23 protein-coding genes and 1 pseudogene are annotated in these 25696 nt (G+C 59.4%); 10 read left to right on the plus strand and 14 right to left on the minus strand.

Translation table 11 applies throughout. The features are described 5' to 3' along the window. The first annotated feature begins 10 nt into the window (after positions 1–10). Entirely contained in the window at positions 11–967 is a 957-nt protein-coding gene (locus tag FMN52_RS10155; RefSeq protein ID WP_148608516.1) for a transglutaminase family protein, read from the plus strand. Positions 968–988: 21 nt separating this feature from the next. On the opposite strand, the gene FMN52_RS10160 is transcribed toward FMN52_RS10155, so the two are convergent. Then, positions 989–1876: an alpha/beta hydrolase gene (locus tag FMN52_RS10160; RefSeq protein WP_148608517.1), complete on the minus strand. Its 888-nt coding sequence runs from the start codon at positions 1874–1876 to the stop codon at positions 989–991. A gap of 112 nt (positions 1877–1988) precedes the next feature. Here FMN52_RS10160 and FMN52_RS10165 point away from each other — a divergent pair, with 112 nt between their 5' ends. The 4 genes from FMN52_RS10165 to FMN52_RS10180 all read left to right on the plus strand — a co-directional run bounded on the left by FMN52_RS10165 (position 1989) and on the right by FMN52_RS10180 (position 4943). Then, on the plus strand, positions 1989–2993 hold the full coding sequence (locus FMN52_RS10165) for a helix-turn-helix domain-containing protein (RefSeq protein ID WP_148608518.1): 1005 nt from the start codon (positions 1989–1991) through the stop codon (positions 2991–2993). Positions 2994–3081: 88 nt separating this feature from the next. Continuing rightward, positions 3082–3705 carry a MarC family protein gene (locus tag FMN52_RS10170; RefSeq protein ID WP_148608519.1) on the plus strand — a complete coding sequence of 208 codons (624 nt, stop codon included), beginning with the start codon at positions 3082–3084 and terminating at the stop codon, positions 3703–3705. Between the two features lie 37 nt (positions 3706–3742). Next, the gene (locus tag FMN52_RS10175) at positions 3743–4327 is read left to right on the plus strand and encodes a gamma-glutamylcyclotransferase (protein WP_148608520.1); all 585 of its coding nucleotides are present in this window, start codon (positions 3743–3745) and stop codon (positions 4325–4327) included. Positions 4328–4478: 151 nt separating this feature from the next. Then, the gene (locus FMN52_RS10180) at positions 4479–4943 is read left to right on the plus strand and encodes a hypothetical protein (RefSeq protein ID WP_148608521.1); all 465 of its coding nucleotides are present in this window, start codon (positions 4479–4481) and stop codon (positions 4941–4943) included. Here FMN52_RS10180 and FMN52_RS10185 read toward each other — a convergent pair. After that, on the minus strand, positions 4900–5850 hold the full coding sequence (locus FMN52_RS10185; protein ID WP_148608522.1) for a DMT family transporter: 951 nt from the start codon (positions 5848–5850) through the stop codon (positions 4900–4902). The two genes, FMN52_RS10180 and FMN52_RS10185, sit on opposite strands and share 44 nt — an antisense overlap. Before the next feature lie 225 nt (positions 5851–6075). Between FMN52_RS10185 and FMN52_RS10190 the strand changes: the two genes are divergently transcribed. Then, entirely contained in the window at positions 6076–7035 is a 960-nt protein-coding gene (locus tag FMN52_RS10190; protein ID WP_148608523.1) for a LysR family transcriptional regulator, read from the plus strand. 134 nt (positions 7036–7169) lie between these two features. After that, a complete protein-coding gene (locus FMN52_RS10195; protein WP_104270933.1) occupies positions 7170–7475 on the plus strand; it encodes a hypothetical protein in 306 nt (101 codons plus the stop codon). Positions 7476–7533: 58 nt separating this feature from the next. Here the strand turns inward: FMN52_RS10195 and tsaA are convergent. Both tsaA and FMN52_RS10205 read right to left on the minus strand, forming a co-directional pair. After that, positions 7534–7965 (minus strand): annotated as a pseudogene (gene tsaA, locus FMN52_RS10200) (tRNA (N6-threonylcarbamoyladenosine(37)-N6)-methyltransferase TrmO); the annotation flags it as partial. Positions 7966–7980: 15 nt separating this feature from the next. After that, entirely contained in the window at positions 7981–10488 is a 2508-nt protein-coding gene (locus tag FMN52_RS10205; RefSeq protein WP_148608525.1) for an acyl-CoA dehydrogenase, read from the minus strand. A gap of 223 nt (positions 10489–10711) precedes the next feature. Here FMN52_RS10205 and FMN52_RS10210 point away from each other — a divergent pair, with 223 nt between their 5' ends. Beyond that, positions 10712–12355, plus strand: coding sequence for a methyl-accepting chemotaxis protein (locus FMN52_RS10210; RefSeq protein WP_148608526.1), 1644 nt, complete (start codon positions 10712–10714; stop codon positions 12353–12355). On the opposite strand, the gene FMN52_RS10215 is transcribed toward FMN52_RS10210, so the two are convergent. Continuing rightward, positions 12345–13235, minus strand: a complete 891-nt coding sequence (locus FMN52_RS10215) for a prenyltransferase (RefSeq protein WP_148608527.1) — start codon at positions 13233–13235, stop codon at positions 12345–12347. The two genes, FMN52_RS10210 and FMN52_RS10215, sit on opposite strands and share 11 nt — an antisense overlap. A 16-nt stretch (positions 13236–13251) precedes the next feature. Beyond that, entirely contained in the window at positions 13252–14139 is an 888-nt protein-coding gene (locus FMN52_RS10220) for an AEC family transporter (protein ID WP_148608528.1), read from the minus strand. 210 nt (positions 14140–14349) lie between these two features. On the opposite strand from FMN52_RS10220, the gene FMN52_RS10225 reads away from it, so the two are divergent. After that, entirely contained in the window at positions 14350–15555 is a 1206-nt protein-coding gene (locus tag FMN52_RS10225) for a PatB family C-S lyase (RefSeq protein WP_148608529.1), read from the plus strand. Here the strand turns inward: FMN52_RS10225 and FMN52_RS10230 are convergent. The 4 genes from FMN52_RS10230 to FMN52_RS10245 form a co-directional block, all read right to left on the minus strand. Continuing rightward, positions 15549–16094 (minus strand): carbohydrate-binding protein, encoded by a 546-nt coding sequence (locus FMN52_RS10230; RefSeq protein WP_148608530.1) that lies wholly within the window; start codon positions 16092–16094, stop codon positions 15549–15551. The two genes, FMN52_RS10225 and FMN52_RS10230, sit on opposite strands and share 7 nt — an antisense overlap. After that, complete coding sequence (locus tag FMN52_RS10235) at positions 16087–17055, minus strand: DMT family transporter (RefSeq protein WP_148608531.1); 969 nt, start codon at positions 17053–17055, stop codon at positions 16087–16089. Before FMN52_RS10235 ends, FMN52_RS10230 begins: the two co-directional genes overlap by 8 nt. Before the next feature lie 45 nt (positions 17056–17100). Beyond that, positions 17101–18486 (minus strand): succinylglutamate desuccinylase/aspartoacylase family protein, encoded by a 1386-nt coding sequence (locus tag FMN52_RS10240; protein ID WP_148608532.1) that lies wholly within the window; start codon positions 18484–18486, stop codon positions 17101–17103. A gap of 191 nt (positions 18487–18677) precedes the next feature. Further along, positions 18678–20315, minus strand: coding sequence for an MBL fold metallo-hydrolase (locus FMN52_RS10245; protein ID WP_148608533.1), 1638 nt, complete (start codon positions 20313–20315; stop codon positions 18678–18680). A 291-nt stretch (positions 20316–20606) separates the two neighbouring features. On the opposite strand from FMN52_RS10245, the gene FMN52_RS10250 reads away from it, so the two are divergent. After that, positions 20607–21032 carry a thioesterase family protein gene (locus FMN52_RS10250; protein ID WP_008172718.1) on the plus strand — a complete coding sequence of 142 codons (426 nt, stop codon included), beginning with the start codon at positions 20607–20609 and terminating at the stop codon, positions 21030–21032. Here the strand turns inward: FMN52_RS10250 and FMN52_RS10255 are convergent. The 4 genes from FMN52_RS10255 to FMN52_RS10270 form a co-directional block, all read right to left on the minus strand. Further along, positions 21018–22355 (minus strand): MATE family efflux transporter, encoded by a 1338-nt coding sequence (locus FMN52_RS10255; RefSeq protein ID WP_240339455.1) that lies wholly within the window; start codon positions 22353–22355, stop codon positions 21018–21020. The genes FMN52_RS10250 and FMN52_RS10255 overlap by 15 nt on opposite strands. Before the next feature lie 228 nt (positions 22356–22583). After that, entirely contained in the window at positions 22584–23081 is a 498-nt protein-coding gene (gene tpx / locus FMN52_RS10260) for a thiol peroxidase (protein WP_148608534.1), read from the minus strand. A 239-nt stretch (positions 23082–23320) separates the two neighbouring features. Continuing rightward, the gene (locus FMN52_RS10265; RefSeq protein ID WP_148608535.1) at positions 23321–24541 is read right to left on the minus strand and encodes a Bcr/CflA family multidrug efflux MFS transporter; all 1221 of its coding nucleotides are present in this window, start codon (positions 24539–24541) and stop codon (positions 23321–23323) included. 243 nt (positions 24542–24784) lie between these two features. Beyond that, complete coding sequence (locus tag FMN52_RS10270; RefSeq protein WP_148608536.1) at positions 24785–25696, minus strand: LysR family transcriptional regulator; 912 nt, start codon at positions 25694–25696, stop codon at positions 24785–24787.

Raw genomic sequence — 25696 nt, forward strand, 5'->3', positions numbered from 1 at the left:
GGCGTCTGTCATGACATTTGTCCGTTACCATGTACGTCATGAGACCCTGTACCAGTACGATCAGGTGGTGGGGGAGTCCCATCATTTGTTGAGGCTTACCCCTCGGGCGCTGCCCTGGCAGAGGAATCTCGAGCATCATCTGGCCATCGCACCCGAACCTTCGGTAAGACGTTCGTTCCTCGATTGTTTTGGAAATCGGATCACCAAAATCCATTTCACCGCCGACCACGAGTACCTGGAAATCGTCAGCGAGTTCTGGGTGGAGCTTCGAAACCGGCCAAAACCTTCGGCGTCCGCTGCAAACGTCCCCTGGGAGACCGTGCGCGACCGACTCCGGTACCGGGCAGACAGGAAATTCCCGCCGGACCATCTGCAGGCCACGGCCTTCCGGTTTGTTTCCACCAATGTGCCCATTGATTCGCAGTATGCCGCCTATGCCCGCGAGGCGTTTCTTCCGGGCCGGCCTCTGGTGGAGGCGGCGGATGCGCTCATGCGGATGATTCATCGTGATTTCAGCTTTGATGCGACGGCCACGGAAACCTTTACCCCGGTCGAGCAGGCCTTCAAGGCCCGTCGTGGCGTCTGCCAGGATTTCTCCCACATCATGATTGCCTGTCTGCGCTCGGTGGGCCTGGCCGCCCGTTACATGAGCGGTTATATCCTGACTCATCCGCCGGAGGGCAAAGAGCGTCTGGTCGGTGCCGATGCCACCCATGCCTGGGTGGCTGTGTTCGTGCCGGATTTCGGCTGGCTGGAGCTGGACCCGACCAATGCCCTGCGGCCGGATCTGGAACACATCACGCTTGGCTGGGGCCGCGACTTCTCGGATATCACACCGATGCGGGGCGTGCTCCTCGGAGGCGGTGAGCACGAACCAGAGATTGCTGTAACCGTGGTTCCGGAGGAGGAGTTCGCCTCGTTGTATGCTGATGGCGAAACCTACCTGGAAGAATTGTCTCCAGAATGACCATGGCATAAAGACGCGGCATCAATCCCGACCCAAACCGTTCAACACCGTTTCCAGGACCATCGGGCTTGAGAGAATCCGATGATGGCCAAGGCCACTGGTGCGCAGAAGTGCTGCCTTAACCCAGGTTTCAGCCACGCGTTGGCTTTCTTCCGGTGAAATGGACGTGTCTGTGTCGTCGATGGCAATCAGGCCGCGCTGGTTAAGCCCGCGGCACAGCGTCTCAAGATTCAGTTGCTCCCAAATGGCCGGGCCGAACCGTTCTTCCATGAGTTCGAGGTGAACGGCCAGTGCGTCGGGACTGAGTGCCAGCTGTCTGCCGAGGTTAGCCATAACGGCCCTCAGGCTGACCGGAGGAGCCAGCATAACCAGGTAGTCGGTCTGTACCCCGTCGGTGATGGCACGCGCGGCTGCGATACATCCGAGGGAATGCGCCAGTACACCCCGGGCCCCGCCTACGCTGGCAGACACATGGGCCGCTACCTCCGCCATTTCGAACAGATCCGTGCTCTCCCCCTGAGCCCGGCCGTGGGCCGGGGCATCGAAGAGAACCACGCGGTAGCCGGCGTCAACCAGCGGTTCAATCCAGGCGCCGAACTGGATGCCCGCGCCTCCCCAGCCATGGACCCCAAGAATCACCGGGCCTTCTCCCCAGGAATAGACTGGAATGGTTCGTGCGCCGTGTTGAAGCTGGGTATAGCTGTCGGTGTTATCCAGCCAATGCTCGTAGCGTATTGGCAGAGACAGACGGGAGGGCCTGAAGGCCATTCGGTTTACCAATCGCCCGGCTTTCCGGGGTGACAGCCGTGAATAGGCTTGCAGTGCCAGCCGGGTGGCAGAGAATCCCATTGTGACTGGTGCCCTGGAGGTGGTGACTATCTCGGGTTGAGAGTTCAATTGTGCAGTCATGGAGAAAGTCCTTCTTCGTACTGTGATGGATGACAGGTTCAGATTAAGGCTTGCGGGCCTCCATCAGGAGTGTCATATTTGACATATAAAGTGCGAAATGAGTCATTCCGACATGATAAACGTTGCGGTCGTTGCCTTGCCGAACTGTCACGCTTCCGGTGTACACGGCGTTATGGACTTCTTTACAGTCGCAAACTACTGCGGTCAGATGCCCGGAACGCCGAAGCACCCGGTGTTCAACTGCCAGGTGGTGACTGTCGATAACGAACCGGTCCGTGGTTACAGTGGAGCCACGGTGGTGCCGACGATCCGTCGTGAGGACTTTCATCCGGATCTGATTGTCGTGGGCTCTTCTGTCGAGGCGGCGGTCAGCTCTGACCTCCTGGAACGTACCCTAGCGCCGGCTATACCGCTGCACTCCTGGTTGAGGCAGGCTTTTGACGAAGGCGTGGTGTTGGCCAGTGTCTGTACCGGCAGTTTCGTATTTGCCGAGGCCGGTTTGCTGGATGATCAGGTAGCCACCACCCATTGGCGTGCCGCGCCTTTGTTTCGTAGCCGTTACCCGGATATTCGTCTGGAGGAAGACCAGCTCCTTGTGGATAACGGTCAGATTGTTTGTGCGGGAGGGGCAACGGCGTTTGTGGATTTGTGTCTGTACCTTGTGGAGCGATTTGCCTCACCTTCGGTAGCACTCGCCTGTAGCAAGATGTTGGTTCTGGATGGCCGGAGGGTAGAGCAGACGCCCTACATGGCGTTTTACAGCAGCAAGGCTCATCAGGATGATTCAATCCGAAAGGCTCAGGCATGGCTGGAGCAGCACTACGCGGAACCGATTAGCATTGACGACGTCGCCGGCGTGGCCGGGCTGGGTACAAGAACCTTCAAGCGCCGATTTAAAGAGGCCACCGGTGAGACGCCCATAGGCTATCTACAACATCTCCGGATCGAGGCGGCAAAACATAAGCTGGAGTCGAGCCGGGAGCAGACGGCCCGTATTATCTGGGCCGTGGGATACGAGGACGCCAGCTCTTTCCGTCGCCTCTTCAAACGAACTGTTGGCTGTACCATGGAACAGTATCGCAAGCGCTTCAGTTATGTGACGCCCATGGCGGTGTAATCCGTTCCATACGTTCACTTCCGTACGGCAGAAAAAACCATTGCAGGCTATGCTTGCCGGCTTTCACTGATCCGCTGGACCGCCCTGAATGCTTGAAACCTTTTTCTCAACCTATATCAGCAGCACTATCCGCTTCCTGTTCCTGCTGGCACCGTTTTTCGTGGTAACCATGTTTCTGGCGCTGACCAGAGGGCTGCCGGCAACTGAGAAGACTTCGATTATCCGCCGTGCCTGCGTTTCGGCGTTTATTCTGGGCGTCATTCTGTTTTTTGCCGGCCCGCTTCTGTTCAGTGCCATCGGCATCACGCTCAACTCGTTCCGAATTGGCGCCGGCAGTCTGCTGTTCCTGACCGCTATCAGCCTGGTGACCAGCGGTACCCGGAATCACGCCACGGGACTGCCTGACGAGGACCGAGATGATATTGCCGTTGTGCCTCTGGCCATTCCGGTGATGATTGGTCCGGCCACCATTGGTGCGATTATGGTCTACGGTGCCGAACTCAACCGGGTATCCGAAGTGGCCGGTGGACTTTTTGGGCTGGTGTCGAGCTTGCTGATCCTGGGGTTGCTGCTGCACCTTTCGGGCTACCTCGAAAAGGTGCTCGGCAAGACAGGGCTGAATATCATGTCCAAGATCAGTGGTTTGATCCTTTCTGCCATGGCGGCCGAAATTGTGCTGACGGGCATTGCGGGTTTCATTGCCTCCACCTAGAGTATCGCGGGAGTAGGGCTACACTGCAGGGTGTCTGATGTCTGCCAATACCATTGAGCACAATCGCAAACGATACGATTTCTCCGGTGTTGAGTCGGTCTGGCTGTTTGGCTATGGCTCCCTGATCTACAAGGTCGATTTCCCCTTTCTGGAGCAGCGCCCGGCGTCGATTCGTGGCTGGGAGCGGCGATTCTGGCAAGGTTCGCACGATCACCGGGGAACCCCGGAAGCGCCGGGCCGGGTGGTGACCCTGGTAGAGAAGCCTGATGCTGTTTGTAAAGGTATGGCATTCCGGGTATCGCCCAATGTGTTCGAGCATCTGGATGTCCGTGAAAAAAACGGTTATTTGCGCCTGAGCACCCAGCTTACCTTCGACAATGGCAGCCATGCCGAGGGGCTGGTGTACATTGCCACCGAAGACAACGAGGCTTTCCTGGGCCATGCGCCCGATGCGGAGATCGCTAGCCAGATCGCCTCTGCCTCCGGCCCCAGCGGCCCGAATGCCGAGTATCTGCTGAGGCTGGCTGAATCCCTTCGTGCGCTCGGTGCAGACTGTCCACACACCTTTGCCATTGAGTCTCACCTGAAGTCTGCCCCCAAAAACGACACGCATGGACACTAGAACGTCAAGCAGACAGGGCGTTTCGTAAAGATCCTGCAAAGCCCGCTTCAGGGCACTGACATTCTCTCCCGGTTCGATAATCTGGTTTCAGAGGCATCCGGTATTGGGTCCGGATGCGACATCTGTCTCTGAACAGGACGGGAGAATCATCATGAAGCGATTATTGATAGGAAGCCTGGTCACGGTTTTCCTGATGGTATCTGCTCCAGTGATGGCCGATGGCGATGACCGCCGGGGTCAGGGTTGGCAGAAGCATCATGAGCGGGGCAAAGCCTCTCCTCCGGGTCACCAGAAAAAGTTCCTGCAAGCCCATTATCGCAACGACCATTATGACCGGCGCCATCACAAGCCCCGGCACTACAAGCAGCACAAATGGGACCGCAAGCACCATAATCGTTATGATCGCCACCGCTACCATGGTGACAAGCGCCACTGGGGCAAGAAGCATAAGCGTGATCTCTATCGGGACAGGCACGACCGCCGGCGTGACTGGCATCGCCACCATTCCGGCCATTACCGCATCAAACTGGGCTACGGTGACGGATTGCCACCAGAGGCCCGTATCGGTCGGATCATTCACGACACTCACGTGCTGATTGAATCCTCCCGGCACTGAATGAAATCCTCTGGTTCCGGAGCTCCTGTTGCTCCGGAACCGGATTGAATCCCCTTGCAGGCTCCTTGCGCCGGTGCTGTAGCCCAATCAGCAGCAAAGGCACCACAATCATCAGGCTGCCCGCCAGGAACCACAGGTCGGGTACTTCACCGAACCAGATCCAGCCTATCCCCACGGCCCAGATCAGACCGGTATATTCGGCGCTGGTGACCTGGTTGGCGTCCACCTGGCGGTAGGCCAGCAGTACGGTGATGTTGTAGCCGAGAATAAACAGCGCCGAGCCCATGGCACCGATCAGGATGCCAGAATCCCATTGGGCGCCTTCCCACCAGGCCAGGGCGCCGGCCGCTGGCAGAATCAGCAGATAATTGAGGAACAGCTTGTGGACGGTACTCTGCTGTTTCGGCAGTTTCCGGACCAGCACGGCGTTGATAGCCAGCGCAAAGGCAGAGCCAAGCGCAGCAACGGCCGCCCAGTTGAATTCCACCGGTCGAAGGATAAGCACAATACCGGCAAAGCCGCTGAACACAGCGCTGACACTCAGCGGAGTGAGCTTTTCCCGGAACAGGAATACCGAGAGCACCATCACCAGGATGGGCGCCGCGTAGAAAACGGCGTTGGCGGTCGCCAGCGGCAGGTTGGCCAGGGCGATCACCATGCACAGCAAGCCGGCCAGGTGGATGTGGGCCCGGAAGGTGTGGATTTTCAGGCCGGCGAACAGGTTTTTCCGGTCCAGTTGCCCGGCCATTGGCAGCAGGAGGGCCAGGGTGATCAGGCAGCGCAGGAAGGCAAACTGGAAGATCGGGGCGCCGGGTTCGAGGAGTTTGATGAACACGTCAGAGATCAATGCCATGGCGTTGCCGATCACCAGCAGCAGGATGGAGCTGTTTACGGTTTTTCCTGACATGTTTTTCTCCTTTGCTCTTTAAGTTCTGGTGCAAGAGCAAATCGAGTGGCTCCCTCCGAAAACCGCTGTGAATACGTCCCTGTACGCTTGCTCTCCGCCATCCATGGCTCCGAGCATTTTCGGAGGGAGCCACACGATCTGCTCCCGTAACATGGAGGGCAGTCTAAGCGGGTGTTAATATCCGATAAAATGATCATTATCCAGCAACCATTAGAAAATTAGATAATGAAGCTCCCACCTCTAAAAGCCCTGCCTGTCTTCGAAGCCGTTGCCCGTCTCAACAGCTTTTCGCTCGCTGCCGATGAGTTGGCGGTGAGCCAGAGTGCCGTCAGCCATCAGATCAAGCAGCTGGAAACCTACCTGGGCGAGCAGTTGTTCTGGCGCAGCGGGCGGACGCTGTCGCTGACCGATGAGGGGCGGCAGTATCTGGAGGCAATCAGCTCAGCGCTGTTGCAGATTGAGCGGGCCAGTGAGCAGTTGCTGGGGCATGAGGAGTCCTTGCTAAGGCTCTCGGTGTTCAGTTCGTTTGCCGTGCGATGGCTGGTGCCTCGGTTGCCGGATCTGAAGCGGTTGCATCCACAGTTGGATCTGGCGCTGGAAATGAGCAGTGGCAATCCGGTGTTATCGGATCGGGTGGCGGATTGTTTTATTACCGTCAAACCTACGTCGCCGGCGTTCAGTTATGAGCTGCTTTATGAGGAGCGTCTATTCCCGGTGTGCAGTCAGGATTATTGGCAGAAGATTCGCCGGGAGCTGGCGCTGGAGGAGGTCTCCGGCGACCCGGCGTCGGTGTTATTAACGCCGGCAATGGTGGCGGAGTATCCGTTGCTGTCGACCTACAGCATCTACGACCGTCAGGGTGGGGACTGGGAGGCCTGGTACCGTGAGGCCGGCCTGGCGCTGCCCGGGTCGTGCCGCTTGCTGCATTCGAGTCATATGCTGCTGTCGTTGGAAGCCGCGCGCTTTCACCAGGGCATCGCGCTGACCAACGACTACATGCTCAGCACCCGTAAGGATTCCGGCGACTTCGTGCGCCTGCCCTGCCATTCCGTGATGACGGGCGACATTTTTTATCTTGCGTGGAAAACCAGCCGCCGTCGGGAAAGAGGGATTCAGCTTCTGCGGCGTTGGCTGGTCTCGGAGGCGATCACTTCAGGGCTACGTCCGGAAGAGGTATCCGATTAGCCTGGCAGGAGAGCAGGATGTTACTCCTGCGACGGAACGGAAGCCCGACACTGAGCGTGTGTACACAGAGTTCTCTGGAGTCGACGAGCCATCAAGTTCGTCCCTGATCCATGTTCGAGAGGAGCAATAAGATTATGTACAAAACCCTGTCCGCTGTCGCAATCGTTCTGTTGCTTGGTGCGACCATGCACGTCAACGCTGGCAACCACAGCGATGCATTGCCGCCCGGACTGCAGAAGAAACTCGAGCAGGGTAAGCCGCTGCCCCCTGGCTGGCAGAAAAAAGTGGATATTGGTCGCGGCGACCGTTTGCATCGCGAGCTTTACGATTACGGCGATGTTCGCTACATCGGCGATGGTCGGGAAGAAGTGAGAGTGGAAGACCGCATTTACACGGTCATCAAGGACACTCGGGAAATCATCAACATTCTCGACCAGTAACGGGTCAGTCTTCACCGCCCGACTTATCCGGCGCTTTCGGGCTGAAGGAGCAGCGGTCGGGTTTTATGTCCAACAGTGGCGTGCCGTCCAGACAGTCCAGGCCGCGCACAATCAGCGTTCCCTGTTCTACGCGAACCAGTTTGACCATGGACGTGCCAATCGGATTAGGTCGAACCGGGGAGCGCAGGGCAAAGGTGCCGAAGGTCTGGCCGTCGCTTCTGGGGCTTTGCCGGATCAGATCGCGTCGGCTCTGGTCCAGCCAATAGAGCACTTCGATGGTGTCGTAGTCTTCCAGCCCCTTCAGCCCTTCGTGCCAGACAGGATCCAGAACCAGCCGACACTCCGGGCCTTCTGCATTGCCCTGGCGCGGGCAATCCTTGCGATCGCGCCAGGGAGTCCGGATGGTACCAATGAAGCGCAATGTGGCATCAGAGGCCGGTTCCAGTTCCACTGCTTGCTCATTGGGGCGCAAATCTGCACGATCGCTCATCGACCGGCCCGTACCTTATTTCTCGTCTCTGGGTGGGCGTTCGACCACCTTGCGCTTGCCCTTGGCACAGCGTGAGAGTGCTTTCAGGCCATCGGCATCGAAGGCATCCACGCGGATCACATCATAAAGCGCTTCCAGTGCTTCCAGCAGTTTGTCGCACTCGTCTGCCTTGACCACGCCCTGGGCACAGGCCCAGTCAACCAGTTCCTTGCGCTGATGGCCCATCAGCAAGTCAATGCCGCCCAGTTCGTCTTCATCCCGGTTACGCATGGCGTCATGCAGCCGGCTGCGCATGTCCGCCGTCTCGTTGGCGAGTTTGTAGGCGTTGAGTACCCGCCCGAGCGGATCGTCCGGGTCCATGGTGGTGTAGGCACCGCGACTGATGCGCTGGCGCACCGGGGTGTCCTTGACGATAGATTCTGCGACCTTTGCGCCCAACTTGTCGTCCGGACCGTTCAGGCCAGTGGCGCCCAGCGGGAACACCAGCAAACGCAGGGGCCAGCGCAGGGCCGGCACCGGGAAATTGATGATGGCTTCGCGCATGGAGCCCTGTAGGTCCCGGAGGCAGGTCTGCAAGCACCACTCTACCAATGGCCGCTGGTCATCGGGGTAACCTTCCTCATGCCACTGCTTGATGACGGCGGTCGCGTAATAGAGTTGCACCAGGCAGTCGGCCATGCGCCCTGAAAGGCGTTGCCGGGCTTTGAGGCCACCGCCAACGGTAAGCAGAGTGACGTCGGTCATCAAGGCGAAGGCTGCTGAGAACCGCGCCAGCTGTCGGTAGCTGGACTTAATGTTGCCTTGCCGTGGCACCGATTCGGCCCATCCTTTGGTCAGTCCCAGCAGCAGAGCCCGAAGGGCGTTGCGGGTGGTATGAGCCAGATGCCGATAGAAGATGCCGTCGAATTTCTTCGCCGCCTTGTCTTCATCTTCCATGCCAGCCGCTTCGATTTCCTCAACGATGAAAGGATGGCAGCGGATGGAACCCTGGCCGAAGATCATCAGACTGCGGGTGAGAATGTTGGCGCCTTCGACGGTGATCCCGATGGGCACCGCCTGGTAGGCCCGGGCCAGGAAGTTGCGAGGTCCGGTGATAACACCGCGGCCGGCGACTACGTCCATGGCATGGTTGATGACTTCCCGCATCAGATCGGTGTTGCGGTATTTCAGCACGGCGGACGGTACCGAGGGCCTTACGCCACGGTCCAGCATGCCGGAGGTAAGCAGCCGGGCTGCGTCCATCATGTAGGTGTAGCCGGCGATGGGCTCCAGTGCTTCCTGAACCCCTTCAAACTGGCTGATGGTACGGCCGAACTGTTCCCGGGTGTAGGCGTAGGAGCCGGTGGCCAGGCTGGCCACCTTGCCGGCGCCAGTGCCCAGGGCCGGCAGCGAGATGGAGCGGCCGATGGACAGACATTCCAGCAGCATGGTCCAGCCCTTGCCAAGCATGTCCTGACCGCCGATGACCTGTTCCATGGGGATGAACACATCCGTGCCCCAGGTCGGGCCGTTCATGAACACCGTGTTCATGGGGAGGTGGCGGGCACCGGCGTTGACGCCGTCGGTGTCCTTCGGCACCAGCACACAGGTCACGCCGATCTCATCCGAATCGCCCAGCAGCTTGTCCGGATCATAGACCTTGATGGCCAGGCCAATCAGTGTCGCCACCGGCGCAAGGGTAATGTAACGCTTGTTCCAGGTGACTTTCAGACCCAGCACTTCCTTGCCATTCCACTGGCCCTTGCAGACGATACCTTTGTCGGGAATGGCACCGGCGTCGGAGCCAGCCACCGGCGAGGTCAGGGCGAAACAGGGAATCTCGTCGCCGCCTGCCAGTCTGGGCAGATAGTGGTGTTTCTGCTCATCGGTGCCGTAGTGCATCAGCAATTCACCGGGGCCGAGGGAGTTGGGCACCATCACGGTCACGGCGGCCGATACGCTGCGGGTGGAAATTTTCATCACGATTTCGGAATGGGCGGTATTGGAGAAACCCAGGCCACCGTCTTCTTTCGGAATTACCAGTCCGAAAAAACCGTTCTCACGGATAAACTTCCAGACCTTGTCCGGCAGGTCGTACTGCTCGTGGGTGATCTTCCAGTCGTCGAGCATGGCGCAGAGCTTTTCCACCGGTCCATCCAGGAAGGCCTGCTCCTCACTGGTGAGATGGGCCGGTTTGGCGTCCAGCAACTTGTTCCATTTTGGCTTGCCGGAGAAGAGCTCCCCGTCCCAATCCACTGAGCCGGATTTCAGGGCTTCAGCCTCGGTGTCCGAGAGTTTTGGAAGTCGGCTGCGCACCCAGCCAAGCAGGGGGCGGCTGAGCTTGTCGAGCCGCAAGTCGCCGGGGATAACCAGAATCAATGCCAGCGCCAGCAGAACACCGCCACAAAGAATGCTGATCAGATGCCATTCATCCTGGAACAGACCCACAACGGTCGCAATGGACATGACCGCAGCGGCTGTGGTGCCGCCAATACCAAGATAGATCAGCAGCAGGGCACTGATCAGCAGGAGAAGAACACTCATGGGGAGACCTCCGTATCGTGAATGCAATTGCTCAGAAGCTGCTTTAACCATCGGTTAAAGTTCAGGCAGTTGCAAGGGTTCAGGGCGTGAGATGTAAAGATTGATTGCAGTAATGAAAAGGATTGTCAAAAAACCGGGGTGAAGGCTCTATTGATTGATCTAATCTGCCATTTTTAAAGAAGTCATAGGCTCATTCAATAAAAATCTGCCCCGGAGCCTACTGATGTTTGGTCATTTCACCGTTGCGAAACGCCTAGCCCTTGGTTTTGGACTGATTCTGTCCCTGGTAATCGCGGTCAGTCTGATTGGTAATCAGCGGGTCGGTTTCATCGACAGGACCCTGACCGATGTGGGTGACGGCGCTGCCGTGAAACAGCGGTACGCTATCAACTTTCGCGGCAGTGTCCACGATCGGGCGATAGCCATTCGGGATGCGGTGCTGGTGGAGAACGAGCGTGCCCTGCAAACACACCTCGCTGACATTGAGCGGTTGAAGGCGTTTTACCGGGATTCTGCTGGCCCCATGGATGAAATGTTCCGGGAAGAAGGCGCTACCAGCCGGGAAAAGCAACTGCTGGCGGCGATAAAAGGCATTGAACTCAGGGCCCTCAAGTTAACGGACGAACTGCTTGAGCTGCGACTGGCCGGCAACATCGATCAGGCCGGGGCATTTCTTCTCAGCGATGTCTCCGGCGCCTATTCGGAGTGGCTCAAACGGGTCAACGCCTTTATCGACTACCAGGAAGACGTGGTGACCACCGGTGTTGATGAAGTGCGTGAGGCGGCGAGCACATTTAATGCCCTGAACCTGTCAGTAACGGGTCTTGCGGTCGTTCTGGGTGCACTTGTGGCACTGGTAATCATCCGCAGGTTGAAGAAGATTCTTGGCGGTGAACCGGAGGATGTTGCCCAGGCGATTCGTCAGCTGGCCGACGGAGAGCTGGACCAGGATATTCAAACTCGCTACCCGGACAGCGTGATGGGCGCGTTGCAGGATACCGTGGAGCGACTGGGTGGCATTATCCGGGAGGTCCGCTCAGCGGCGGAGGAACTGTCCAGCTCGTCTTCTGAACTGGAGGCGACCTCCGACAACAACAGCCGTCAGATCCGTCTACAGGCCAGCGAAGCGGAACAGATGGCCACGGCCGTCAACCAGATGGCCGCCACGGTAAACGAAGTGGCCGGTTTCGCGGCCAGCGCGGCCACCGCTACCCAGAAGGCCGATACCGAGGTTGAAAGCGGGAATCGCGTGGTCCAGGAAACCGCTGCCTCCATCGGCGAGCTGGCGGAAACCCTGGAACAGGCAACCCGGACCGTGCAGCGGGTGTCTGAGGACAGTGCCAACATCGAGAAGATCATAGAAGTGATTAATGCCATCGCCGAACAGACCAACCTGCTGGCACTGAATGCTGCCATTGAAGCCGCCCGCGCGGGTACTCACGGGCGGGGCTTCGCGGTGGTGGCGGACGAGGTGCGTTCCCTGGCGTCGCGGACCCAGGATTCCACCCGGGAGATCCAGGAAATGATCGGCAACCTGCAGACCGGTGCCGGCGAGGCGACCAACGTGATGGAAAGCAGTCGTGAACTGGCACGTAACACGGTGGACAAGACCAGCGAGGCGGAAGCTGCCCTGGCCAGAATCCGCAATGAAGTCGGCGCCATCAACGACATGAACGCCCAGATTGCCAGTGCCTCGGAAGAGCAGAGTTCCGTTGCGGAAGAGGTCAACCGCAACATAAGCCGCATCCACGACGCTACCGTGGAAACGTCAGCCGGTTCCGAGCAGGTGGCCGGGGCCAGTCGGGATCTGGCGGTGCTTGCCGGGCAGCTGCGTTCGCGGGTCAGTGTCTTCCGGTTTAAAGGCTGAGCCCGCAGATCAACAACGCGAGAGTGGTCAACAGCACCGCGACGTTGATACCCAGAAGGGTGTTCAGCTGTGCGGGATTGCTCAGGGCGCCCCGCAGCCTGGTGCTAACCCAGACCGCTGCCGGTAATGGCGCAAGGGCGATGGCCGTCCAGGTCGGCAACCAGCCGACCCAGATTGCCGAGCCGAGTAGGCCGTAGCTGCCAAGTAACAGCAGGCCTGCCAGGCGGGCAGCGGCCGGCTGGCCCATGGTAATGACCAGATGCCGCCGGCCGACTTTCCGGTCTGCATCGGCATCCGGAATCTGATTGATCAGCAGTAACTCACTTACCAACAGCAGGCTGATGGCAGAGGCCGCAACGGCCGCAGCATCGAGCCGCGCCCCCAGGGCAATCAGGCTGCCCAGGATCATCACGGGGCCGAATCCCAGCCCGGGAGCAAGCAGGCAGATCAGTGGCGAACGGGTAATCCAGCGGGTGTAGGTAAGTACCAGCACCACGCCTGCGGCACCCAGCACCAGCATGGGCAGGCCCCGGAGCCACAGAAAGTAGAGGCCAATGGCCACAACCAGTGCCAGCGTACCGGATGCGGCCAACAGGACCTGCCGGGCGGCGGAGGGAACGTCGGGCAGAGCGCCACTGCCGCCGGAGAACGGCGTGCGCCGGGTTATCAGGTCCAGACCGGAGATGAAGTCTTCGTATTCATTAAGCAGGTTGACGGCGGCATGGGCCAGCAGGGCACCAATCAGAACCAACAAGGTGTCAATCAGGGCCGGCGATGCGCCCTGCTGCCAGGCAAGGGCCACACCAAGGCCGGCACACAGTGGTGCGAGTATCAGAAAGTTCGGGCGGGAGGCGCGCACCACCGCAACGGTTTCAGGCATCGGGTCCTTCCTCTGATCAAACGTAGCCGGCGGCAAACACCAGCCCGAGCACAACCGGAATGACCACGAGACTGCCCAGGTTGCTCAATAATACCAGCGAGGCGACCTTGTGTGGCTCCTGCTGGTACTGTTCCGCCACCATGTAATTGAGTACGGCCGGGGGCAAGGCTGCGAAGACCCACAATGCCGCCACCTGCATCCCCGGAAGATCGAGAATCGCAATCATCGGCCAGGCCAGTATCAGCCCGCTGGCGGGGCAGGCGATGGCGCCCAGCATGCCCAGTTTCCAGTCACTGAAATCAATATCAAGCATGCGTACCCCGAGGGCAAACAGCATCAGCGGGATGCAGACACCGCCCAGCATGTTCAGGGTTTCCAGCAGCCACTCCGGAAGAGGCACGCCCCCGAGATTGACCGAGAGCCCGGCAATACTGGCAAACACGATGGGAAGCTTGAGCCGTTTGACGATGGACGTGTGGGGGTCGAGCATGTACAGGCCCACCGAAAAGTGCAGCAGCATTTCCACGATGAACAGCACAATGGCGGCCGGCAGGGCTTCATCACCGAAGGCCAGCACCAGCAGAGGGATGCCCATGTTGCCGGAATTGTTGAACATCATCGGTGGCAGGAAGGTTTTCAGGTTCAGTTTGAGAACCTTCGCCATGGGGTAAAGCACAATCCCGGAGCCGAGTACGACCACCGTGGCTGCCAGGGCCAGTTTGGCGTAGTCCTGCAGTGGCGCCTGCTGGTCAGCCAGTACGGCGAAGACCAGCATGGGCACAAACAGTTCCATGTTGAGAACGTTGAGTCCCTGGATGTCGGGCGTCCGATAACGACCGTAAAGAGCACCGCAACCGGCGATCAGGAAAACCGGCAACATGGTGGACAGAATCTGGCCAATCATTAAACAGGCTCCGAAAAAGGGGTAGATGTTTTTATTGAATAAACCGTTAGGTTCGCAAGTACCGGCCCGCTTGGGCAAGTATTAATCACCAATGTTCGACCAAAGCCGGAGACAAACGTAGAGGCCCTCTGGGGGGAGACGCTTGCGGTGCCAGGTTGGGGACACCACAATACCGGTTTCCAATGATGCTATCTGCCCTGGAGAGTTCTTGTGTCCAGTCCGTTTGATCATCCGGTTTCCCGGGAAAATACCTGTTCCGTCAAATTTGATGCCCGCAAGGCGGTTTTTGGCACCGAGGACGTGGTTCCGGTCTGGGTGGCCGATATGGACTTCGCGGCACCCGAGGCTGTCACCCGTGCGTTGACTGCGCGGGCCGCTCACCCGGTCTACGGTTACACCCTGTTTCCGGACAGTCTTTATCAATCGATGATTGACTGGTTTTCTGCCCGCCATGGCTGGGAAATAAAGCGGGAATGGATCCTGATGGCACCGGGTGTGGTGCCGTCAATCAACGCCGCGTGCATGGCTTACGCGGGGGCGGGCGAGGGGGTCATCATACAACCTCCGGTCTATCCGCCGTTCTTCAGCTCGGTGCGCCACAGTGGCCGGGTGGTGATCGAGAACCCGCTGGTGCCGGAGGATCCGGACACCGGGGACCCGGGTCACTACCGCATGGATCTGGATCACCTTGAGCAGTGTGCCGCCCGGCCGGATGCCCGAATCCTGCTGCTGTGTTCGCCCCATAACCCGGTGGGTCGCGTGTGGTCAGAGGAGGAGCTGAGGGAGGTGCTGGATATCGCACGCCGGCACCAGCTGGTGGTGGTGTCTGACGAAATCCATTGCGACCTCACGTTCCCTGATAAACCTGGCCACACGATGCTGGCGAACCTGGCTGGCCCCGAAGACGCGCTGGTAACGGCGGTCGCGCCCAGTAAGAGTTTCAATATGCCGGGGTTGGGTTTGTCGGCCCTGGTTATTCCCGACCCTGACCGGCGCAAGGCGATGAAGGCCGTGTTCGAATCCATGCATCTGCCCCAGTGTAATCCGTTCAGTATCGCGGGGTTTGAGGCCGGCTATCGCCACGGCGGCCCCTGGCTGGACGACCTGCTGGCCTACCTGCAGACAAATCGGGACTATGTCGTTGAGGCTGTTGGCCGGCGCCTGCCCGGCATCCGGGTGTCAGCGCCTGAGGGCACCTACCTGATGTGGCTGGATTGCCGCGAACTGGATCTGGACGACGCTGGATTGAAACGTTTTTTCGTCCGGGAAGCCGGTGTGGGCATGAATCCGGGTATTTCCTTTGGCGACCCGGGGAGTGGTTTTATGCGCTTGAATATCGGCTGCGCCAGATCAGTACTTGAGGAGGTCATAGGCCGCATAGAAGCGGCCCTGGGCAAGCACCGGCCGGATCACTGATTCTGCAGGGCACAATGCTCTTGGACTAGCTTCCAGTGCGGCGGCTCGTCCATCTCTGGCATGTCTCCTCGCGTTGGCCCGGTGGCTTCCCAGATCTGCCCACCGTGGCTGGCCAGGTCGCCCTCTTCGTAGCTTTTTGAAAACAGCCATTGTTCCGGCTTTACACACATCCCTGACGCAGTTTCGCCCCGATGGGATTTCTCGTCGGTCGGATTGAATCCCGGCTTTCCGTCATTCTGTTTGTCGTTTGCATCGGCCCTTTTTCCGCTCTCGGGCCGGTTGCTGCAATCGGGCACTGAGTCCAGTTTGATCCAGTCAAACGTGATACCCGGCTCCAGTCCCCTGTGCATTTCTCTGGATTCGTACCAGTGGCCTTTGTGGAAAACCACGGCGTCTTCGGGGTAATAGTGCTCAGGGTTCCACGTGGCCACGTCCGGGTCGCAGGGGGCTGCGGCAGCCGGCGCAGACAGGCCGGCGGTTAACAGGACCAGAACCAGGCAAAAGAAGCTGCGAGAGTTTCCTGGGATACGTTCAATCATGGGTGTCTCCTTTTGCTAGTTGCTCTGGGGATGGATAGTGGGTGCGTTTTCGGGTTTGTGTGGCCAGCACCAGCCCGGCAAGGATCAGCGCACCGCCGAAAACATGAAACAGCCCGAGTGATTCTGCCAGGAAAATGCCCGCCAGAATCGAGGCAAAGACGGGGGTCAGATACATAAAGATGGCCGCCCTGGCCGGGCCAATTTTATGCACACCGTGGTTCCAGAATCCATAGGCGAGGATTCCCGGAAAAATTGCGAAGTACAGCAACGGCAGTGCGGTGCTCTCCGACAGCTTGAAGCCACCGGAGAAGAAGACCAGATCCATCAGGTAGAACGGCAGGACAACCAGCGTTCCCAGCAGGATCTGTGTGGTCAGAAAGGTGAGCGCAGGCAGAGGCACAGCCTGTCGTCTCAATAACACCGAAAACAGGCCCCAGCTGAATACCGCCGCCACCATAATCAGATCCCCCGGCTGGGCCTTAAGGCTGGTCAGCACCGAGAGATCACCGCGGGCAATAACGGTGACGATACCGGTTATCGCCAGCGCTATCCCGAGGGCCTGGATCGGACGGGTCCGATCGCCAAGCAGCACCCAGGCCAGCAGCGCGACGAAAATGGGAATAGTGGCGTTAATCAGGGCAATATTGGTCGCGGTAGTTGTGGTCGCCGCCAGGTATAGCAGGGTATTGAACGCCCCCACGCTGAAGGTCGCCAGGGCCAGCATGGAACCGAACCGCTGGCGGATAACCTGCCGATGGCGCCAGATTCCCGGAAGGCCAAAAGGGAGCAGGATAGCCAGAGCGATTACCCAGCGCCAGAACGACATGGAGAGCGGCGGGATGTTCTCAACCGTGCCCCGGGCGACCACTGCGTTGCCGGCCCAGAAAAGCGGGGTAAGAACCAGCCCGATGTAGGCCAGGCCGGGAATTCGTGACAAGACTCCGGCATTCTCGGAAGACACAAAGGCTCCTGTGAGATTGGTGATGCCCGAAAAAAGCCTAGCATACTACTCTCCGAGAACTTCTGCCTCCGTACCAATGTGGTAGGCGGCAAAACCGGCCATCACTACCTGGTCCACAGCCATACCGATAACCCGGCCATCGGTGGTGGACCGGATGGGGTGCTGGGCATTGGTGATCGGATCGGAGACGTAACCGAGAATCTCCCCTTCCGATACGTTTGCCCCCAACTCAATTTCGCTGAACAGGATCCCGCCGTGGTCCGCGCGGATCCAGTCGGAATCGTAGTAGACCGGCTCCGGATCGCCCCATACGAACATCCGGGAGATCATGCCCTGGCGCTCCATCAGGCTGGTGAGGCTGTTCACGCCGGCGCTGATCTGGTGTTGCTGGATGCGGTGGGATTCTCCGGCCTCCAGGGTGACGGTGCGAATACCGGCTTCCACAGCGGCCGTGCGCAACATGCCCCCAGAACCAGAGCTGTGAACCACTGCCATGCGATCAAAGCCCCGGGTGAATTCCGCCACGTCCGGGTTGTTCATGTCGGCACGAAGTTGCGGCAGGTTGGTGCGCTTCAGTGAGCCGGTGTGGATGTCCACCAGCATGTCGCATTTGCGAATCACGTTCTCGAACAGGGAATGGGCAATCCGGTCCGCCAGGCTGCCGTTGGGGCTGCCCGGGAAATGCCGGTTGAGATCCCGACGATCGGGCAGATAGCGGCTGCCCTGCTGGAACCCCGGCAGGTTTACAATTGGCACACCGACAACCCGGCCTGACAGTTTCTCCGGGTTCAGGTCGTACATGGTCTGACGGATGATTTCGATGCCGTTCAGCTCATCCCCGTGGACTGCGCCGGTGAGGCACAGGGTGGGGCCGGCGTTGATACCGTTAACCACCAGTACCGGCGTGGTCTGGGATAGCCCGGCAATCTGGATGCCGGGCGTCCAGGCCAGGCGGGTAGACGTGCCCGGCATGACATCATTGTCGAGCAGGGTGAAAACCTTGCCCTTGCGAATCTCGGGTTGCGGCTCGGGTTCGGCCACCGCTTCGGTTGCCATGACCTCGGATTCTGCGGCATCCGCATCGGTATCAGCGGGCGCAGAAACCTGTGCCTCCGGTGGTGGTGCAACCTGCTTCAGATCGATATTCGGGGCCACTTTGCGGGAACCGGCTGAGGGCGTATCGATACCGGCTCCGCCCTGTGGGGCTTTCGGCTTAGGGGCTTTGTTGTCCTTCCCTTTGGTCTGCAGAGGGGCCGACTGCTCAACGTCTTCGACGCTCTCGTCCTCGGCCAGTTCCGCGATCAGCACTTCGGATTTTTTACTGGCCTTTGCCGAATCGGTTTCGGCCAAAAGCGGTGCCGACAGCCAGGGTATAACCAGGCCGATCAGCAGGATCCGGGGGGACGGTTTTTTAAGCCGCTCAAACAGCATATTTCCTCACGGTTCGTCAGTGTGCGCTCAAGGATAGAGTGCCGCTGGCGGTCATGAATACTGCTGTGACAAAGGTTTAATGCCACTTTCATGAAATCCGGGCAAGTTATAACGAAGACATTTATACGCCGGAAACGCGATTAACAATATGGGTGTTTTGCGAAATCTGGTGTGCTTTCGTTACTCCCGCGTTAGCTGTCGTGTACGGCATGCCAGAGGTCGTTTTCCCGGAACGCCCTGTGCTCGGCCTCCAGTTTCAGCAAATGCGCCAGGGCGGACCGTGCCGCGAGGCCATGGATGGCCGCCGGAACATCGTCATAGGCTTTGGCGGTCAGGGCTTTCAGGTCCACCGGAGTGAGGGCTTCCAGCGCACGGGCCACCTTGTGTTCGCGGGACAGGCGGTGGGTAATCAGGAAGTCGATCACCGCTTCGGGATGCCCCATCAGGAACCCGTGGGCCGGCGCAATGTAACGAACAGACTCGGCCAGCAACTCGTAGAGCGATTCGATGTAGGCCTTCATGTCGCCGTCCGGCGGATTAATCACCACCGTTGAGCCCTGCATGATGTGGTCACCGGAAAAAAGAAGGTTCTGGTCGACCAGCAGAAAACACAGGTGGTTCGACGCATGGCCAGGGGTATGCAGCACCTTCAGGACCCCGGCTTCGGTCACAATCAGATCACCGTGCTCCGGCTCGTCGTCGGCCCGGAACGTCTGGTCCTGGCCGGCACCCGGGGGTGCCGGCCAACCGAATACCCGGCACCCGGTGCGCTCTTTCAGGGCAGCAACCGCCGGTGAATGGTCCTGATGCGTGTGGGTCACCAGAACCTGGTCAATCACCCCACCGGTCACCTCCAGAATCCGCTCGATATGGGACTCGTTGGCGGGGCCGGGATCAATCACCGTAAAGCGTTCATGGCCCAGGATGTAAGTGTTGGTACCCGGCCCGGTCATCATGCCCGGGTTGGGCGCCGTCAGCCGAGTGACCCGGGCCGCGACTTCAACCGGCTCACCGGGAATAATCTCCGCCCGGGTCGAGCCTTCACCTTCCGGATCCAGCTTCGCGGCCTCATCATAGGCAGGCGCTCCCGGCTCCAGCGTTACCGGCTTGCCCTTTTTCATCGCCGGCCATGGTTGATCGGGGTACGGCTCGGGCGGGTTCGCATGGGCATAGCGCATCAGCGCATCGGTGGTCTCAAACCCGTTCAGAACCCGCAACGTCCGGATTGTCGGGAGTCCCAGCAACCGCTGGCCCTTCCGATGGTCCTCAAGCGCCTGCTCCGGGCGGATCCAGACATGATCAATGGTTTCCACCCCGTCATGCCCGGCCAATTGTCCTTCAGGAGCCGGCGTCACGAAAAACCGCGTATCGAAACGCCGTGGCGGTCCCGGCGGCGTAATCCAGTGGCCCAGGTAAGCCAACCTGTCCAGGGGAATCGCCAAACCGTGTTTTTTGCACAGACTGGCCAAAGACAGATCGCCGTCGAACACCGATTTCCGGTCCGCATGGGCGGGGTGATCCCCGGCTATCGGGTTGACCTGCTCATCCACCGCAACCAGAACCCCGGACTCCTCAAAACACTCCCGAACCGCCGCCAACATATAGTCCGCGCCGCCTTCATCAACGCTCATGGTCTGACTGATCTCGGCGTCTGCGGTGCCGATAATATGATCCTGGCCGTGGGTCTCATTTTCCTCGACCCTCCCACCGGGGAACACAAAATAGCCGGGCATAAACACGGCGTCCCAGGTACGTTGCAGCAGCAGGACCTCAAGGCCGTCGGCCGTATCTCGAACCAGAACTAGTGTGGCAGCAGGGCGAATATCCATAGGACTCCAAATACGATCTTTTTTATTCAGTGCGCGAACAAAGTACGAACGACGGCTGGGAAAGGCCTTCCAAAACTGTCTGTCGCCATGGATGGCGACAGTCAAGCGTCACATGGACGTGCCGCCAGGAGCGCGTTTTGGAAGGCCTTTCCCAGCCGTCGCTCCACCAGGCTCGATGCGCAGAGGTCTGACAGCAAGATAACTGATTTAACTCAGAAGATCCCGAGATGAACACTAAAGTCGAACAGCGTATGATTTGCCCCAAGATACCCAGTGAAAACAGGAACCCCCGTGGCCCGAATCAAACTCTCATTCCCGGATGACGTCTTCTGCTTCGAAACCAGGATGCCCGTCAGAATCACCGACATCAACGGCGCCAACCACCTCGGCAACGACGCCCTCATCTCCATGCTCTCCGAGGCCCGGGCCCAGTTCCTGGTCAGCTATGGCATCCAGGAAGCCAGCAAGGACGGCACCGGCATTATCGTGACCGACCTGGCCACCATGTACCAGTCCGAGTCCTTCTTCCCGGAAATGCTGCGCTTTGAAGTGGGTCTGATGGACTTCAACAAGTATGGCGGGGATTTCGTATTCCGGGTCACCAAGGCCGAGAGCGGCCAGCCGGTGGCACTGGCGAAGTATGGCTTCGTCTTCTTCAACTACCACCGCAAGGAAGTGGTGCCGGTGCCCGAGAGCTTCCGCTCACGCTTTGCCTGAGGATATCTCGGCCTTAAGGCGCGTCATGCCGGCACGGTAAAAGCTGTAAGCCATGGCGCCTGCAAACAGATTGCCCACCAGGGCGCCGCTCATCAGCCCGTAGAGGCCGTTGACCTGGCTGCCGATCCAGAGCAGGGGCAGGAAACACAGGAACAGGCGCAGGGTGGACACCAGCAGGGCCCGCATGGCCAGGCCCAGGGCATTGCAAACCGACACCATCAGCATGCACACGCCCAGACCGCTGTAACTGAGAGGCACCCGCACCAGATAGCCGGCCAAGACCTCCTGAACATCACTGTCGCTGGAGAACAGCTCCGATACCAATCCGGAAGCGACAACCCAGGTGAGGCCAATGGCCAACTGCCAGACCACCACAAACCGGACCGCAAGGCGCACCAGTTTCCGGATCTGCTCGATATCGCCGGCACCCAGCATGCGGCCAATCATCGGCGGCATCGACATGGTCAGGGCGAGCACCACCACAATAGAGAAAAATTCCAGACGGGTGCCCAGGCCCCAGGCGGCCACTGCTGCCGAGCCGAACCCGGCCACCAGGGCCGTTGCGAGCATGGCCGAGACAGCCGGCATCAGCTGGCTCACCATGGCCGGGGCCATGATGCCGTTGAGCTGTTTAAGGGCCTTCCACAGGGCAAGCTCGCGCAGGTCGAACCGGATCCAGCGGCGTTTCAGAAGTTTCGGATAGATCACCAGACAGCCGATTCCGAACGAGGTGATGGTCGCCCAGGCGGCGCCGGGCAGTCCCCAGCCGAAAACAAAGATGTAGAGCGGGTCCAGGGCGATGTTGGTCAGGCTCGTGGCCACCATCATGTACCCCGGCAATTTAGTGTCACCGTGGGACCGGCAAACGCTGTAGCCGAAGTACAGGAAGGCCCCGGTCCAGGCCGCCATCAGCCAGGGGACCCAGTACTGCCGGACCAGTGGCAGTAGTGAGTCTTCAGCGCCCAGGGCGGTCATGATGTGGCTCTGCAGGAACCACAGCGCCATGCAAATGACGAAAACAAGGCTGCCGCCCACGGTAATGATCAATCCGCCCAGCCGGTAAGCCCGAATTTCATCGCCAGCACCCAGTGTGCGGGAGACGATCGCCGTGGTCGCAATCCCCAGACCCACCTGAAGGCCGATGATCAGTTGCTGCATCGGCAGGGTGAAGCCCAGTGCAGCCAGCGGATCCCGCCCCAACTGACCCACGAAGGCACTGTCGGCCAGCTGGAAGGTCATCAGGGACAGCACCCCGAAGAGCATGGGCCAGGTCATGCTGTAGAGCTGGCGGGCCAGGGATGGGTTTTGGGTGGTGGTCTGCACGGGGCGTCAGGGGCCTTCGGTTAGGATTCGGGCTTTGGGCGGGGATTCTAACAGGTTCTGGTTTTGGAGCATGCAGTCGGCTGGGGGCGGGCTTCTGAAACACGCTGTGAATACATCCCTGTACGCTCGGCTCCGCCATCCATGGCTCCGCACGGTTTCAGAAGCCCGCCCCCATCCAACTGCCCCGAAAACCGGTGATATGTCCGGCGCTCAGGGAGATAAGAAGCTTCACAGCACCTTCAGCGCCGCATCGTAATCCGGCTCGTCCTTGATCTCATCGACCAGCTGGCTGTGGATGACCTTGTCGTTCTCATCCAGTACGACCACCGCCCGGGCGCAGAGACCGGCCAGGGGGCCATCCTGAATGGCGACGCCGTAGTCCTGCTGGAAGCTGTAGTTCCGGAAGGTGGAGAGGGTTTCGACGTTTTTCAGGCCTTCGGCGCCGCAGAATCGGGCGGCCGCGAAGGGCAGGTCGGCGGAGACCACGAGGACCACGGTGTTGTCCAGGCTGCCGGCCTTTTCGTTGAATTTCCGGGTGGAGGCGGCGCAGACGCCGGTGTCGATGCTCGGGATGATGTTCAGGATCTTGCGCTTGCCGGCCCAGTTCTCGAGTTTGACTTCTTCCAGCCCGCTGTTGGTAAGGGTAAAGGGAGGCGCGTTGTCGCCTGTCTCGGGGAATTTGCCGCTCAACTCAATGGGATTGCCGTCCAGGTTAACGCTGCTCATGGTATTTGCTCCTCGGTGTCTGGTTTAGAGTCTTACGTACTCTGTGTAGACCACTTTGGATGATTTTGCCTGTTGGCTTTGGCGGTTGGGCTGATGCGGGAGGGCTTTCCAAAACACGCTCCTTGCGGCACGTCCCTGTGACGCTTGGCTGTCGCCATCCATGGCGACAGACAGTTTTGGAAAGCCCTCCCGCATCAGCCTCCTAGCATCAGAGTCTTTTCCCCTGAGGCCATTAGACTTCAATTACTGGTTATTGATTGTGGTTCGAAACCTTTCGCAGGATAACGCTGAACCAGCAGCAGATAACAGGCCATCGCGAGTGCTGCGCAGGCGGCAATGATCAAGGCCATCACCAGGGACGTGCCATCGTGCAGGTGACCCACGAGCATGCCGGCAACAGCCGCTACGGCCATCTGGGTGAAGCCGAACAGGGCAGAGGCGGAGCCGGCCATGGTGGGGAAGTTCGCCAGGGCGCCGGCCATGGTCTGGGGCAGGACCATCCCGGTGCCGATCATGAACAGGGCCTGAGGCAAAATGACGGCCCAGACGTTGAACACTTCACTCAGTGCCAGCACGGCCATGAGGCTGCCGCCAGCCACCGCAATGATCAGACCGCGAACCAGGATCTGGTCCGGAAGCAGGCGACGGCCGAGACGGACGGCGGTCAGGTTACCGATAATGTAGCCGGCCACCATGCAGGCAAAGTACAGACCGAACTGTTCTGTCGGCACGCCGAGGAAATCAATAAGCACGAACGAAGAGCCCGACAGAAAGGCGAACAGGCCGGAGAAGATCAGGGCATTGGTCAGGGTGTAGCCGACGAAGCTGATGTCCTTCGCGATGATCCGATAGTTCCGCAGCAGGCTGCAGAGCTTCAGCGATTGGCGATGCTCCGGGCGCATGGGCTCTGGAATACCAAAGGCCACCACCACGGCCATTACCAGCGCATAACCGCCCAATGCCAGGAATACCGAAGCCCAGCCCAGGCTGGCCGTCAGCAGGCCACCGATGGTAGGCGCGACCGCCGGCGCCAGGGCCATGATGCTGGCCAGTATTGCCAGGATCTTGGCGGCCTCACGGGGCGTGTAGATATCCCGAATTGCCGCCCGACCCAGAACCGGGCCGGCAGAACCACCAAGCGCTTGCAGGAAACGGCACAGAATCAACGTTTCGATGTTCGACGCCAGGGCACAGCCAATACTGGCAATGGCGAAAAGGACGAAACCACCGATCATGATCGGTTTGCGACCAAAACGGTCCGCCAACGGACCGCAAATCAGCTGAGCAATGGCAAAACCGACCATATACAGACTCAGCGTCAGCTGAACCTGATCGGTACCGGTGCCAAAGTCAGAACCTATTTGTGGCAGTGCCGGCAAATACATGTCCGTCGCCAGCGGCCCAAGGGCCACAGCGGCGGCGAGAAGTACCGTTGTCCAGACACTGGTCAAAGTCAGCATGGATTTCCTAATGCGTTATCAGAGAGTTACCAAAAGAGTTACGACAGGTCAGGTTGGGAAAGGCTTTCCAAAACTGTAGAGGGCCAAGGATGGCCCGAAACAAGCGCACATGGATGTGCTCGTAGCGTGTTTTGGAAAGCCTTTCCCAACCTGGCCGACCGCCGAGTAATGGCAGTCTAGGTGAGGGGAGGTCAGAAGATAACGCCAGCAAAGCTCATACAACCTATGAGCAAAACTAATTGATTAACTTTTCAGACCGTTGAGCGTAGCGGCAACCGCATTCACCTGATTACGCAGCCATTTGTGGGCGGGGTCGTTCTGGTTGCGGCGGTGCCACAACATCAGCAGGGTAAAGGGTTTGAAATCAAAGGGCAGGGGAACCCAGGCGAAATCGCGGAGTAAGTGTTTGCTCATGCCTTCCGGCGCCGTGGCCAGCATATCCGTGCCCCGCAGGAATTCCGGCAGGCCCGAAAAGTTGGAAACTGTCACCACATTGCGGCGAACCAGGCCACGGGTGTCCATGGCGGTCTCCACCGTTGGCTTCTCGCCGGTGGCAAACAACAAGGCGATATGATCCGCCTTCAGGTATTCCGGCAGATCCGCAGGCGGTTTCCGGTATTCGGGATCATAGAACACCACCATTCGATCGGCCATCAGGCCCCGCTGCATAATGTCCGTCGCTTCCGGCGCGTGCGGAGAAATAACCAGATCACAGACATCCTTTCGCAACAGGTCGGCCCGGGGAATGCCAGACGGAATCACCTGGAGACTGATACCAGGGGCTTCGCTCCTCAAGGTACGCACCAGCCCTGGCAAAAGCAGGTCCCGCTGGTAGTCATTGGCAGCAATCGTAAAAGTGAACTCAGCCGTGGCGGGGCTGAACGGCGGGCCGGAGGACAGCGACTGCAGGTCATCCAGGATCTGGCGGATATGCGGGCCGGCCTGCAGTGCGTAGCGGGTTGGCACAATGCCACGCCCGGACTTCACGAACAGGGGATCTCCGAGGGCCTGACGCAGGCGTTCCAACGTGTGGCTCACTGCCGACTGGGTAACACCCAGCCGGACCGCGGCACGGGACACGCTGCCTTCATCCAGCACTGCCAAAAAGGTGCTCAGGGCACGGAAATCCAGGTTGAATGTATCAATCGGGTTCAT

The sequence above is a fragment of the Marinobacter sp. BW6 genome, from assembly GCF_008107725.1.
Lineage (GTDB): Bacteria > Pseudomonadota > Gammaproteobacteria > Pseudomonadales > Oleiphilaceae > Marinobacter.

Excerpts from the sequence above, each read along its gene's own strand:
- FMN52_RS10155 (WP_148608516.1), top strand. The coding sequence starts at position 11 with ATGACATTTGTCCGTTACCATGTACGTCATGAGACCCTGTACCAGTAC.
- FMN52_RS10160 (WP_148608517.1), bottom strand. The coding sequence starts at position 1,876 with ATGACTGCACAATTGAACTCTCAACCCGAGATAGTCACCACCTCCAGG.
- FMN52_RS10165 (WP_148608518.1), top strand. The coding sequence starts at position 1,989 with ATGATAAACGTTGCGGTCGTTGCCTTGCCGAACTGTCACGCTTCCGGT.
- FMN52_RS10170 (WP_148608519.1), top strand. The coding sequence starts at position 3,082 with ATGCTTGAAACCTTTTTCTCAACCTATATCAGCAGCACTATCCGCTTC.
- FMN52_RS10175 (WP_148608520.1), top strand. The coding sequence starts at position 3,743 with ATGTCTGCCAATACCATTGAGCACAATCGCAAACGATACGATTTCTCC.
- FMN52_RS10180 (WP_148608521.1), top strand. The coding sequence starts at position 4,479 with ATGAAGCGATTATTGATAGGAAGCCTGGTCACGGTTTTCCTGATGGTA.
- FMN52_RS10185 (WP_148608522.1), bottom strand. The coding sequence starts at position 5,850 with ATGTCAGGAAAAACCGTAAACAGCTCCATCCTGCTGCTGGTGATCGGC.
- FMN52_RS10190 (WP_148608523.1), top strand. The coding sequence starts at position 6,076 with ATGAAGCTCCCACCTCTAAAAGCCCTGCCTGTCTTCGAAGCCGTTGCC.
- FMN52_RS10195 (WP_104270933.1), top strand. The coding sequence starts at position 7,170 with ATGTACAAAACCCTGTCCGCTGTCGCAATCGTTCTGTTGCTTGGTGCG.
- FMN52_RS10205 (WP_148608525.1), bottom strand. The coding sequence starts at position 10,488 with ATGAGTGTTCTTCTCCTGCTGATCAGTGCCCTGCTGCTGATCTATCTT.
- FMN52_RS10210 (WP_148608526.1), top strand. The coding sequence starts at position 10,712 with ATGTTTGGTCATTTCACCGTTGCGAAACGCCTAGCCCTTGGTTTTGGA.
- FMN52_RS10215 (WP_148608527.1), bottom strand. The coding sequence starts at position 13,235 with ATGCCTGAAACCGTTGCGGTGGTGCGCGCCTCCCGCCCGAACTTTCTG.
- FMN52_RS10220 (WP_148608528.1), bottom strand. The coding sequence starts at position 14,139 with ATGATTGGCCAGATTCTGTCCACCATGTTGCCGGTTTTCCTGATCGCC.
- FMN52_RS10230 (WP_148608530.1), bottom strand. The coding sequence starts at position 16,094 with ATGATTGAACGTATCCCAGGAAACTCTCGCAGCTTCTTTTGCCTGGTT.
- FMN52_RS10240 (WP_148608532.1), bottom strand. The coding sequence starts at position 18,486 with ATGCTGTTTGAGCGGCTTAAAAAACCGTCCCCCCGGATCCTGCTGATC.
- FMN52_RS10245 (WP_148608533.1), bottom strand. The coding sequence starts at position 20,315 with ATGGATATTCGCCCTGCTGCCACACTAGTTCTGGTTCGAGATACGGCC.
- tpx (WP_148608534.1), bottom strand. The coding sequence starts at position 23,081 with ATGAGCAGCGTTAACCTGGACGGCAATCCCATTGAGTTGAGCGGCAAA.
- FMN52_RS10265 (WP_148608535.1), bottom strand. The coding sequence starts at position 24,541 with ATGCTGACTTTGACCAGTGTCTGGACAACGGTACTTCTCGCCGCCGCT.
- FMN52_RS10270 (WP_148608536.1), bottom strand. The coding sequence starts at position 25,696 with ATGAACCCGATTGATACATTCAACCTGGATTTCCGTGCCCTGAGCACC.